This window comes from Candidatus Protofrankia californiensis, from assembly GCF_900634765.1.
In the GTDB taxonomy this organism is placed as follows: domain Bacteria; phylum Actinomycetota; class Actinomycetes; order Frankiales; family Frankiaceae; genus Protofrankia; species Protofrankia californiensis.
The window spans coordinates 1,849-13,485 of the sequence record NZ_CAAAFT010000408.1; the positions used below are offsets into that span (position 1 = coordinate 1,849).

9 protein-coding genes and 1 pseudogene are annotated in these 11,637 nt (G+C 68.0%); 2 read left to right on the forward strand and 8 right to left on the reverse strand.

Annotated features, from left to right (window positions below):
- From metX to DD1DGNOD_RS20930, 5 genes are all read right to left on the reverse strand, one after another.
- Window positions 1-1,204 (reverse strand): homoserine O-acetyltransferase MetX (gene metX / locus DD1DGNOD_RS20910; RefSeq protein WP_131770889.1); only part of this gene is annotated, 1,204 nt, incomplete at its 3' end.
- A complete protein-coding gene (locus tag DD1DGNOD_RS20915; RefSeq protein ID WP_131768217.1) occupies window positions 1,188-2,480 on the reverse strand; it encodes a bifunctional o-acetylhomoserine/o-acetylserine sulfhydrylase in 1,293 nt (430 codons plus the stop codon). The genes DD1DGNOD_RS20915 and metX, both read right to left, overlap by 17 nt.
- A 292-nt stretch (window positions 2,481-2,772) precedes the next feature.
- The gene (locus DD1DGNOD_RS20920; RefSeq protein WP_131770886.1) at window positions 2,773-5,148 is read right to left on the reverse strand and encodes an AAA family ATPase; all 2,376 of its coding nucleotides are present in this window, start codon (window positions 5,146-5,148) and stop codon (window positions 2,773-2,775) included.
- An 11-nt stretch (window positions 5,149-5,159) separates the two neighbouring features.
- Window positions 5,160-5,834 (reverse strand): hypothetical protein, encoded by a 675-nt coding sequence (locus DD1DGNOD_RS20925; RefSeq protein WP_165036946.1) that lies wholly within the window; start codon window positions 5,832-5,834, stop codon window positions 5,160-5,162.
- A gap of 472 nt (window positions 5,835-6,306) precedes the next feature.
- The gene (locus DD1DGNOD_RS20930; protein ID WP_165035200.1) at window positions 6,307-8,829 is read right to left on the reverse strand and encodes a sensor domain-containing protein; all 2,523 of its coding nucleotides are present in this window, start codon (window positions 8,827-8,829) and stop codon (window positions 6,307-6,309) included.
- A gap of 308 nt (window positions 8,830-9,137) precedes the next feature.
- On the opposite strand from DD1DGNOD_RS20930, the gene DD1DGNOD_RS20935 reads away from it, so the two are divergent.
- Window positions 9,138-9,980 carry a DUF5995 family protein gene (locus DD1DGNOD_RS20935; protein ID WP_283234737.1) on the forward strand — a complete coding sequence of 281 codons (843 nt, stop codon included), beginning with the start codon at window positions 9,138-9,140 and terminating at the stop codon, window positions 9,978-9,980.
- 107 nt (window positions 9,981-10,087) lie between these two features.
- Window positions 10,088-10,591 carry a hypothetical protein gene (locus DD1DGNOD_RS20940; protein ID WP_165035198.1) on the forward strand — a complete coding sequence of 168 codons (504 nt, stop codon included), beginning with the start codon at window positions 10,088-10,090 and terminating at the stop codon, window positions 10,589-10,591.
- On the opposite strand, the gene DD1DGNOD_RS20945 is transcribed toward DD1DGNOD_RS20940, so the two are convergent.
- From DD1DGNOD_RS20945 to DD1DGNOD_RS29940, 3 genes and pseudogenes are all read right to left on the reverse strand, one after another.
- The gene (locus DD1DGNOD_RS20945; RefSeq protein ID WP_131768222.1) at window positions 10,588-10,839 is read right to left on the reverse strand and encodes a DUF6457 domain-containing protein; all 252 of its coding nucleotides are present in this window, start codon (window positions 10,837-10,839) and stop codon (window positions 10,588-10,590) included. The genes DD1DGNOD_RS20940 and DD1DGNOD_RS20945 overlap by 4 nt on opposite strands.
- On the reverse strand, window positions 10,836-11,486 hold the full coding sequence (mobA, locus tag DD1DGNOD_RS20950; protein WP_131768223.1) for a molybdenum cofactor guanylyltransferase: 651 nt from the start codon (window positions 11,484-11,486) through the stop codon (window positions 10,836-10,838). Before mobA ends, DD1DGNOD_RS20945 begins: the two co-directional genes overlap by 4 nt.
- Window positions 11,483-11,637: pseudogene (locus tag DD1DGNOD_RS29940) on the reverse strand (GTP 3',8-cyclase MoaA); the annotation flags it as partial. The gene mobA and the pseudogene DD1DGNOD_RS29940, both read right to left, overlap by 4 nt.

Below are 11,637 nucleotides of genomic sequence, written 5' to 3' on the forward strand. Positions count from 1 at the left end.
CCGGCGCCCGTTGTTCCGGCCCCCCCGCCGGAACAACGGGCGGAGCTTCCAGCGCCTCCCGTACGACGTCCGTGACCTGTTCGGTCTCCAGCAGGAACGCGTCATGCCCGTACAGCGATCGGATCACCGCGAGGCCGCCGGCCAGGGCAGGCACCCGTACCGCATCGGCTATCTCGCGCTGGAGGTAGAGCGGGTAGAGCCGGTCGGAGTCGACACCGGCCACCGCCATCGGAACCGGGCAGGCCGACAACGCCGCGGCCACCCCACCCCTGCCGCGGCCGACGTTCTGGGTCATCATCGCCTGAGTCAGGGTCACGTAGGTGCCCGCGTCGAACCGGCGGACGAGCTTGTCCGCATGGTGCTCGACGTAGGACTGGGCCGCGAAACGGCCGTCGAGCTGCAACCGGTTACCGAAACGGCCGGCAAGCTCCCGCTCACTGCGGTAGCTGACCTGCGCCATCCTGCGGGCAAGACCCATCCCGGCATGGGGGCCGGCACCCGCAGGCCGGTGATGATAGTCCCCGCCGCACCAGCCGGGATCGGAGATGATTGCCGCGATCTGGGTGGAGTACAGGGCGATCTGTTCGGCGGTCGCGGCCGCCCCGCATGCGACGACCACCGCCCGGGCGACGCGGTCGGGATACCGCAGCGCCCATTCCAGGGCGCGCATCCCACCCATCGACCCGCCGATCACACCGGCAAAGCGCCAGATCCCGAGCTGGTCGGCCAGCAGTGCCTCCACCAGCACCTGGTCACCGATGGTGATCTCCGGCCACCGGCTCCCCCAGGGCCGGCCGTCCGCGGCGGTCGAGGACGGGCCGGTCGTTCCCTGGCATCCGCCCAGGACGTTCGGACACACGACGAAATAGCGTTCGGTGTCGATCGGCCGACCCGGGCCGATCATCGCGTCCCACCATCCGCGGCCGGAATGCCCCGGCCCGGCCGGACCAGCGGCGTGGCTGTCACCGGTCAGCGCGTGCAGCACCAGCAAGGCGTTGGAGGCCGCCGGGTCGAGCCGCCCCCACGTCTCGTAGGCAACCGTGACAGTGGGTAGCGACGCTCCGTTCTCCAGCACGACCGGACCGGGAAGGCCGACGAACCGACGCCGCCCGACCGGGTCGAGCCCGCCCCGCCCCGCACCGGCGAAGGGCGGCAGAAGATCATCTGCCGCTCCGTCCGGGTAGCTGTCATCCCTTGGCGGCACGGAAGCCGGCGTCGAGGTCTGCGAGGATGTCGTCGATGCCCTCGATCCCGATGGACAGTCGGACCAGGTCGGAAGTCACCCCGGTGGTCGCCTGTTCGGACTCGGTGAGCTGCGAGTGTGTCGTGGTGGCCGGATGGATGATCAGCGAACGTACGTCACCGACGTTCGCCAGATGGCTGAACAGCTCCACGCCCTCGACGAACCTCCGACCCGCCTCAAGGCCGCCGACGATCCCGAACGACAGGATCGCGCCGGCGCCGTTCGGCAGCACCTGCCGGGCCCGGTCATGCCATTTCGACGATTGCAGCCCCGGATAGTTGACCCAGCTCACCTCGTCACGCGCTTGTAGCCACTCGGCCACCCGCTGGGCGTTGGAGGTATGCCGCTCGATCCGCAGGGACAGCGTCTCCAGGCCCTGGAGCAGGAGGAACGCGTTGAAGGGCGAGAGCGCCGCGCCGATGTCGCGCAGCAGCTGGACGCGGGCCTTGGCGATGTAGGAACCGTGACCGAGGGCATCCCAGTAGACCAGTCCGTGATAGCTCGGGTCGGGCGTGGTGAAGTTCGCGAACCGGCCCGACGCGCCGAAGTCGAAACGCCCACCGTCGACGATCACACCGCCGATCGTGGTGCCGTGGCCGCCGATGAACTTCGTCGCCGAGTGCACGACGATGTCGGCGCCGTGCTCGATCGGCCGGTAGAGGTAGGGCGTGGCCAGGGTGTTGTCGACGATGAGCGGGATACCGGCGGCGTGTGCGACCTCGGCGATCCCGGCGGTGTCGAGAACGTCCCCTTTGGGATTACCGATCGTCTCGCCGTAGAACGCCCTGGTGTTCGGGGCGATCGCGGCACGCCAGGCGTCCAGATCGTCCGGGTCCTCGATGAAGCTGACCTGGATGCCCAGCTTGGGCAGCGTGTAGTGGAACAGGTTGTAGGTGCCGCCATACAGGCTCGCCGAGGTCACTATGTGATCGCCGGCCTCGGCCAGGTTCAGGATCGCCAGGGTCTCGGCCGCCTGACCGGAGGACACCGCGAGCGCTCCCACGCCCCCTTCGAGCGCACTGATCCGCTGTTCGAAGACGTCCTGCGTGGGGTTCATGATCCGGGTATAGATGTTGCCGGGCTCACCGAGGGCGAACAGCGCGGCGGCGTGATCGGTGTCCCGGAAGACATAGCTCGTCGTCTGGTAGATCGGGACCGCACGCGCCCCGGTCGTCGGGTCCGGCTGGGCACCGGCGTGGATCTGGCGGGTCTCGAACGACCAGCTTTCTGCTGACATGGAACTTGATCCTCCCCGGAGATGGACGGCTGCGCCGGACAGGCCGCGTTAGCACTCACACCGGGACGGACGCGACCGCCGGGTCACGGCCGCATGGACTTCGAACATCACCAACGGCCGTCAGACGGGACAACAGCCCTCGTCCACGAACAGACACGCCGGGCACCCCTGCATGTCGCACGACATGTTCGGCCAGGAGTGCACGATTTCGCAATCTAGCACCCGAAAGCAGACCTCGTCCCCGGGAATCCGCCCACCAGCCGGCCTTCCCTGGTTGGATTCCCGCTCGCTCCTACAGCTCGGCCGAGGCCGTGGAAACCGGTGGAGTCTCGGCAGCCGGTGCGGCTGCCGCCTTGCTACTGAGATCCGGAAGCCGCAGCTGCTCGATGCGCTGGCCGCGATGCGCCTGGACGGCACTGGAGTGGTACTCCTCGGCGAGAGCGAGGAAATCCGGCTCGTGGTAACGACGGCCGTCCAGCGTGGGGCCGACCGTGCCTTCCATGATTGCTTCCACGTCCTCACCGGTGATCGTCTTTTTTGTCTCCAGCGCGTGGGTGACCGCAAAGATCTCCCTGCGGTTGTCCGTCAGGATCGCTTCGGTGCGCACGTAGAGCTCCTGGAGCTTGGCCTCCACCTCCTCGACGAACGTGCCGCCGAGGTAGCCCGGGCTGCTGCCCGAGTAAGCCGGGTTGCTGCCCAGGCCCGAGGCCAGCGCGGGACGCGACGTGAGCATGGTGCCCATGGCGTGCCGCCCGATGCTGCGGGCGACCAGCTCCGTGGCGGCGTGCAGGTCCCCACCGACGCCCTGGGTGTGGTCACCCTCGAAGAACATCCGCTCGCCCACGATGGACGCGAGGAAGGTCATCACGTCGATCTCGACCTCGGAGCGCCAGTCGACGAACCTGTCCTCCAGCGGCACCGGAGCCACGAAGCCGCCGGTGTCCCCCCGGCGCTCGATGGTCGCCATGTCGATCACCATGTGCTTCTGCAGCCGGTACATGACCACCGCGTGGCAGGCCTCGTGCAGGGCGATGCTGTGGCGTTCCCGCTCGACGTACTCGTGGTCGTCGGGCAGGCCATGTTCTTTGATCGCTTTGGCCTTCAGCAGGTCCTGCCAGGTGACGACCTCCCGGTCCGCCTTGATCGCCTGGATGAGCGCCTCGTTGACCATGTCCTTGATGCTCGCGCCCGTGGCGTACGGGCTCATCACCGCAAGCCGCTCCACCTGCTCGGACGCCACATCGTGGCGGACCTTGCTCAGGTAGCCCTGGAAGGTCCGTATCCGGCCCTCCTTGCTGGGGTACCCGACCTTGTAGATGCGGTCGATGCGGCCGGGCCGCAGCAGTGCCTCGTCCAGGGACTGCGGCATGTTGGTCGCCATCATGATCATGATGCGGTACTTCGGCGGTAGCTTCGGTCGCATGCCCAGGGCACGCCGGACGATCCGGTTGAGGAAACCGCGTGGCTTCTTCAGACCCGATATCTCGGTCAGCAGCGCCTGCAGCGTCCCGTCGAAACTCGCCTGACCACCGCCGCCACCGGGAACCACGAACTGGGCTTCGGCGAACTGCCGGCGCGTGGAGTGGCTGGCGTAGGCCATCCCGTTGCACGAGTGTGCCGGGTCGACCGGCCCGAAGAGGTGGCCGCCGGCACGACTCGACGGGGCCGCCCGCCCGAAATCACCACCGGCGAGCTGACCGCGGTTACCCAAAGTGTCGGCCTCGTCGAAGAACACGATCACACCGCCGTAGCGGAGAGCCAGCTTGCGCAGCTTGCGGAACAGGCTCTTCACCTTCATCACGCCGACACCGAAGAACATCGCCCGGAACGCACCTGGGTCGACGAAGACGTAGGGCTTGCCCGTCTCGCCGGCGACCGCCTCCGCGATCAGGGTCTTGCCGGTGCCGGGCGGACCCCACAGCAGGATGCCTCCGGGCACGTAGCCGCCACGGCTTTCGATCTCCTCGGGCTTCTCCAGATGGAAGACCGCCTCCTTGACCCGGGACAGGACGTGGTCCTGGCCCCAGACGTCGATGAACCGGGTCTTGATGTCCTCGGGGAAGTAGACGTCCACGCCGCCGCGGGAGAGAAACCAGAAGATCACTACGAACTGGCCGACCGCGAGCAGCATGAGCAGGAGGATCTGGAGCACGAACGGGACCGCGTCCCAGATGTCGCCGGGGATGGCCACGACAGCGTTGAAGACGGAGTCGTCGCGGATCCGGGCGTAGACGAAGGCGAAGATCGCGAGAGTCGCCACCCATTTCAGGGTTCGGCTCATGCGGTAGCGGTTCCAGTCGTTGAGCCGGAGCAGGCGACGCTCGAAGCGGCCGAAGACCCGGTCGGTCCAGAAGACGTAGTAGGCCGAGGACCGCTCGCCGACGAACATGTGCACCTGGTGGATGACTTCGACCGCGATCAGCGCGAGCAGCCACCAGCTCGTCGACGCCTGTTCGCGCACGGCGTCGGACCAGCCCATGATCGGGTTGTCCGACATGGCCGCGGCCACCACGAACCCGAACAGCGCCGCGAACAGGATGAGGAACTTCACCCTGTCCCACAGGACCAGCGGCCTGCGCACCGGCCTGGACGACTGCGACGGCGGAGGATCGACGGGGCCGATCGTGAACGGTTGCACGGGCGGCTGCGCGGACGAGGTCTGATTCATGATCTTCAATCTCAGGTGATCGGCTTGATCGTGAACGATGTCTGAACCTGGTGGATCTGCGCACCATGCTGGTCGTAACACCAGGAGGAGCAGGCGAACACGAGCTGGTAGAGCATCGTCTGATCCTGGTCGAAAAGACTGGTCTGGTCGATGGTGACCAGGCCTGTGTCCACCCGAAGCTGGTAGACCAAGTGGACGCCGTGGACGCCGCCTTCCTTGTGGACGCTCTCGTCGGTCAGCAGCAGGAAGTGCGGCGACAGCCGGGCTCCCTCGGGATCCTGCCGGACCTGCTCGGCCTGCTCCTGCTCGGCGTCGTCGATGGAGACGAGCAGGTTGCGCAGGTCGTTGGTGGACAACGTGGCCGCCTCCTCCGGCAGGAGCTGGCGGACCTGCACGAATCCCTTCGGTTCGGGTGCGTCCGGGAGCAGGAGGTTCTTCTCGTCGAACTTCGCCGCCGCGTCGATCCCCACCACCCACTCACGGGAGGCCAACAGCCGGGCAGCCTCGGGACTGACGTTGCGGGCGTCTATCCCGACGAAGGCGGGCCCGAGCATGGGGTGCTGCTGCCAGGCACTCGGGATCTTGAGAAACGTCCCGGCATCCTTGTTCGTTACATATTCGTAACGAGCGGAGCCGCACCCGACAAGAAGAACGACGGCCGCCAGGAGCGCGGGCACAGCAGACATGACGCGTCCCCGCAGCGTACGACTTCCCCTGCCCACGGCCGACCTCCAGAATGTAGTGAGGCTGAGCCTATGGTGCAGCACAGCGCCCCGGCATGGCACCTTGTCCGAGAAAGCAGTGCATACGCAATAGCGCCGACACCGGCTACGGTATCGAATCCGATAGATGATCCGACGAGGCCGGACGAACGTGATTCACGCCTTCGGCGCGTCCGCCGACAACCCGATCGGACGTGTTTTAGTGAGGCAACATGCTTGATGGTCGTTTTGTACTTGTACGGACCGCCGCCATCGACGATCGATATTACACAAGGTAGTATGATGAACGCCTATCGTAGTAATAGTCGACAAGGACACGCCCGACAGTCCGAACCAGTCACAGCTCGGCGACCCGCCAGACTTGGACCTTGACCCCTCCTTGGCCCCTTGGCCCCTCCTCGAACCTCAGTGACCCCAGACCCGGCCTCCCAACCCGCTAGGCCGCAAGATCCGCGGGCGGCACCGGGTAGCCGAGGTAGAAACCCTGCCCCTCGTCACAACCGAGGTCACGCAGCAAGCTACAGACTTCGCTCGACTCGATGCCCTCGGCAACCACTCGAAGATCGAGATTGTGGGCAAGATCGATGATCGACCGGACGATCGAGAAGTCCTTTGTGCGATGCGCCACATTGACCACGAACGATTTGTCGATCTTGAGATCGTGGACGGGGAGGTCCCGCAGGTAGGCCAGGGACGAATATCCCGTCCCGAAGTCGTCCACGGAGATCCGGATTCCCTCGCCGCGTAACTCGGTGATGACGTTCATCGCGTTGCGCGTGTTCAGCATGACCGCACTCTCGGTGAGCTCGAGTTCGAGAGCCTGGGGCGGCATGCCGGTCCGGTCCAGCTCCGCCCGCACGGTCGAGATCAGTTCCGCGTCGTGCAGCATCCGGGCCGAGACGTTCACCGCGACCGGCAGCAGCCTTCCCGCGTCCCACCATGATCGCGCCTGGTCGAGGGCGAGCATGAGCACCCGGCGGGTCAGCGGCTTGACCAGGTTGCTCTGCTCGGCAAAGGGGACGAAGCGGCCCGGCTCGACCAGCCCGTGGGCGGGGTGCTGCCAGCGGACCAACGCCTCGACCGCCGTGGTCCGGCCGGTACGCAGGTCCACCTTGGGTTGATAGTGCAGGACGAGCTGACCGCCCGCGATCGCCGAACGCAGCCCACCGAGCAGCTCGAGACGCTCCCGACGGTTCTGGTCGGTCTCAGGGGCGTAGACGGCGACGCCGAGCGACAGCTGCTTCGCCCGGTACATGGCCACGTCCGCGCACCGCACCAGCGTCCCGGGATCGCGCCCGTCACCGGGAGCGACCGTGATCCCGATGCTGCCGTCCACGTGCAGTGGCAGGGAGCCGACGTCGATGCGCTCGGCCAGCACCGCCCGGACGGAGTTCGCGACCGCCAGCGCGTCGGCGACACCCCCTGGCGTCGACGGAAGCAGGATCGCGAACTCGTCCCCGCCGAGGCGGGCGATCGTGTCGGTATGCCGCGTGGCACGTCCCAGCCGCGCCGCGACCTCGCGCAGCACGTCGTCGCCCACGCTGTGACCCAACGTATCGTTGATCTCCTTGAACCGGTCGAGATCCATGAGCAGCAAAGCGAGCTGGCCGTCTTCGGCCTGGACCTCCCGCAGCGCCCGGGAGATCCTGTCATGCAGGAGAACCCGGTTGGCCAGGCCGGTCAGCGGGTCGTGCAGGGCCTGGTGCCGAACCTCCCGCTCGGCGCTGTGGCGTTCGATCGCCGCCGCCAGGACGTTGGCGACCGACTGGACGAAATCCGCCTCGTCCGCGGCGAACTCCCGTGGATGCGTCGTGTACGCCACCAACACCCCGAAGCTTCGACCGGGCGCTCCGATGCGGGCGGCGACACCGCCGGCCGCATCGGTCCCGCCGGAGGCCGTGGACGCACCCCGCAACAGCACGCCCAAGGGCGTCGCGCTACGGTTGACGACCACCGGGCTGTCCGCGGCCAGGGCCGCAGCGATGATCGAATCATCCTGCGCGGCGGGTTCCAGCACCTCGCAGTGCGGCAGGCTCAGGGTGTCGCGCACCACCTGGGTGGCCTCCCGCAGGAGGCTGGAGATCGTCGTCCCGTACAGTGCGCGCTGACCGAGCTGGGCGACAGCAGCCTGTCGCCGTTCGGCCTGTCGCAGGTCCGTCACGTCCTGCAGCACCATGGCCAGCAGCTCCTGGGACCCACCGAGGTTGGGGATCACCGAGACCCGCAACGCCCGCTCCCGCGCATACCCGGCGGCAGTCGCGGGACCAGCGGCAGCCGGCGGCAAAGTACCCACAGGCCGAGCGAGGAGGCTCAGATCGGCGTGTTGCGGCCGCTCGGTCCTGATCGCCGTCGCGACCAGCCCCCACTCGCCCTCCAGCGCAACCCCCTCACCGTGCGGCCTGAGCAGTCCGGCCAGCCGCTCCAACGGCTCACCGACCCGCAGGTGATCATCGATCAGACGGTCCACGACCGGCGACGCGCGGCGGACTCCGAAGGCACGGTCGAAGAGCAGGATGCCCACCGGAAGATCGTCGACTGGGGCGCTGTCGGAGACGAGCTCCAGCAACGCCGTGTGCTCGCCGACCGTCTCGGCGTCGATGTGACCGCGGGTCACATCGACGATCGTCCCCAGGTTGCCCATGACCTGGCCGTCCGGCCCGCGCAGCAGGTTGGCGCGGATCTCGACGCGGCGGTAGGATCCACCGCGGGTCCGATAGCGCGTCACGTGGTGACAGTGGTCGGCGCCGCCGGCCACCACAGCCATGAACAGCGCCACCGTGCGTTCGCGTTCCTCCGGGTGCACGTAGTCGAGGAAGTGCTTGCCCAGGCAGGATGCGACGTCGAAGCCCGTCACCGTCGTCCACGCGGGGTTGAGGTAGGTCCAGCGGCCCTGGGCATCGGTCCGGAAGACGATCTCGGTCAAGCTGCCGAGAATGTCCTGAGCGGTACTGTCCGCCATCGCCGGAAGGCCCGCTGTGGTCGAAGGGCCGGCGCGCTCCCCGGGGTCGGCGGGGTTTCGGCCTGCCGGACCGTCCTCGACCAGGCCATGGCGAGCGGATTCACCACCAGCACCCTGACAACGCCGAGGACCGCACAGCGTAGCCACCTCGCTCGAAGTGTGACCATTGAGGGACATAGCGCAGCAGTATCGCGACTCACTGCCGGATTGTAAATACTTCAAGTAGCCACAAGGCTACTATGAGGCTCATGAGCCGGCTACGCACCGCAGTCATGATATCTCTGACGGCGGGCCTGCTGATCACTGCTATGCCCGCCTGGGCCGCAGCGCAGTCCGGCCGGGCCGCAACGCCGGCCGTCCGCGACGGAGCACAGCAGGCAGAACGGGTGTTTCCACCACCTTGCACAACCGGTTCGGCAACGTGCACAGACGAAACGTTGACCACAATGCGTAACCGACTCCGGCCGCTGGAAGACCACTGCGATCCCAGGGCGGTCTTCGCCCTCGTCTACCTGCGCACGACCGAGGCGTTCCGCGACGCGGCCGCGATACCGGGCTACTTCGCCGACCCTGCCTGGGTCCACGCCGAGGCCGCGCGGTTCGCCGAGTACTACTTCCGGGCGTTCGACGGGTGGTCCACCGGCGGGCAGGCCGGCGTGCCACCGGTGTGGCGGACAGCCTTTGCGGCAGCCTCGACGCCCGCGGTCCCCCCCGCCGGTGACCTGATACTCGGCATGCACGCGCACATCACCCGTGACCTTCCGTTCGTCCTTGCCGACATGGGCCTGGTCGGCCCCGACGGAAGCAGCCACAAGGGCGACCACGACCGGATCAACGAGATCCTGGCAGGGGTGACGGTCTCCCTGCTCACGCAGGCGAGGACTCCACTGGGCTCACTGCCCGACGAGGTGGCGGCCTTGCTCGGGCTCGATCGCGAAGGTCTCATACCGACGCTGGTCGCCGCTCGGGAGAACGCCTGGCAGGACGCCGAGCACCTGGCCTCCGCCCGCAACAGCCGGGAGCGCGCGATGATCACATGGACGATCGAGGCCCATGCCGACGCCGGCGCCCAGGGTCTCCGGTCATTGTTCGCCGACGCGCCGACACCGGCGTCCGCTTCCGCCCCACCCTGCTCTGCTTACGGCCGGTAGAGGAATGAGTTCGTCGAGGCCGGGCTTTGGCTGGTTCGTCCGAGAGAGGCACACTCGAGCCCGTGGCGCACTACCGACATGGTCGAAAGGTTCCGGCGCTGCCACCCGTGCAACGCCACACGATCGGAGCATTCACGATCGTGATCGTGTTCGCTCTCGTGGCGCTGACCGCATGGCGACCGGCGATCTTCGCGCTGCCGGGGTTCGTGGTGATCGCCGGGCTTGGCGGGCTGGACCAGGCGATCGTCACGACGCGGGCCCGGTCACAGGCACGGGCAGGAGCCGAGCCCCTCGGCTTTCCGGCGGCCCGCGAGGGCTTCCCAGCGGCACGCGAAAAACATGATCATTCTGTCTTGGGTCCTGGCCACGCCTTCGGCCCCAGCGGCGTCGACGCCGACGCGGCCACGACGGCGCTGCCACGCCTGCCGCTGCCTGACCCACCGGTAGGCAAACCGGGCCGCGGGGCGAACCGTGACCCGGCGCCGGCCGCGGACGACGTGCTGCCCCTGTCGGCCCCGGGCGGTCTGGGGCTGGACGACCCACTCACCATGCAGACGATGGTCATCGACATGCGAGCGCTACTGGAGGACAACCCGGCCTGGATGCGTTAGCCATCAGTGCGTGTGCGGGCCGCGACAAGAGCGAGCACCTTTTCGGTGGCCAGCCGGACCGCCTGCGGATCACCGCCGTTGCGTCCTGCCGCGAGGCCGACGAGGAAGGCGGTCAGGGGAGCCGCGGGCCGCGCGATGGTGTGCGCCACGTCACGAGCGAGATCCAGAACGCCGTGGACGTCAAGGAGTGCCGGGTCGAGGTCGAGCGCACCGGCCGCGTCGACCACCCAGTCGTCAAGAGGACTCATCCGGCCATCCTGGCCCAGCGCCGCGCCTGTTCGACATCCGACGGCTCGTCACAGTCCAGCGTGGTACGCGCGTCAGCGGGCAGCACCCGCACCCGCAGGTCGGTCAGGACCGACCTCAGCGGGACGCCGGAGGTGACCGCTGGTAGCCGCGCCAGCAGCGCCGACGTCCGCCACACGCCGGTCAGGTACTGCCGGCGACCCGCCGGGTCGACCAGCATGGCACCCTGCACGGCATCGTTGTCGACGTTGTCGACGGCCCAGCCGCCGGGAGCGGGATGGGAACCGTCATGATCGCATCCACCAGCGGCCCGCACGAGCGCACCGAGGGTCTCCGCCGTCACGAACGGAAGATCGGCGGCAAGCACGGCCACCAACGGTGCGCCTACCAGCTCCAGGCCGGCGGCCAGGGCGGCGACCGGCCCCCCGCCAGGCGGTTGCTCATGTGTCCAGACGATGCGGCGCGCCACCGCGACAGGACGTCGGGGTCCGACCACGACCACGCCACGGGCATCATCCACTGCGGCCAGGACGCGTTCGAGCAGGGTCTGGTTACCGATGATAACCGCCGGTTTGTCCACCCCGCCAAGCCTTCGGGCCGAGCCGCCGGCAAGCACCAGCGCGTCCCAGCTCATCCATGGATCGCTCATCCACCGATCGCCGACATCGGCCGCGCAGGCTGGACGAACGCCGGACCGTCGATGCCGTGCCCGGCCCGCTTGCCACGGACCGCCCGCGCCCACAACGCCGCCAACTGTGCGTCGTCGGCCCCGGCTCGCATCGGGGTACGCAGGTCGGTTT

Bases quoted from the DNA above. Each gene is read 5' to 3' on its own strand.
- DD1DGNOD_RS20915 (WP_131768217.1), bottom strand. From the start codon at position 2,480: ATGTCAGCAGAAAGCTGGTCGTTCGAGACCCGCCAGATCCACGCCGGT.
- DD1DGNOD_RS20920 (WP_131770886.1), bottom strand. From the start codon at position 5,148: ATGAATCAGACCTCGTCCGCGCAGCCGCCCGTGCAACCGTTCACGATC.
- DD1DGNOD_RS20925 (WP_165036946.1), bottom strand. From the start codon at position 5,834: ATGTCTGCTGTGCCCGCGCTCCTGGCGGCCGTCGTTCTTCTTGTCGGG.
- DD1DGNOD_RS20930 (WP_165035200.1), bottom strand. From the start codon at position 8,829: ATGGCGGACAGTACCGCTCAGGACATTCTCGGCAGCTTGACCGAGATC.
- DD1DGNOD_RS20935 (WP_283234737.1), top strand. From the start codon at position 9,138: ATGCCCGCCTGGGCCGCAGCGCAGTCCGGCCGGGCCGCAACGCCGGCC.
- DD1DGNOD_RS20945 (WP_131768222.1), bottom strand. From the start codon at position 10,839: ATGAGTCCTCTTGACGACTGGGTGGTCGACGCGGCCGGTGCGCTCGAC.
- mobA (WP_131768223.1), bottom strand. From the start codon at position 11,486: ATGAGCGATCCATGGATGAGCTGGGACGCGCTGGTGCTTGCCGGCGGC.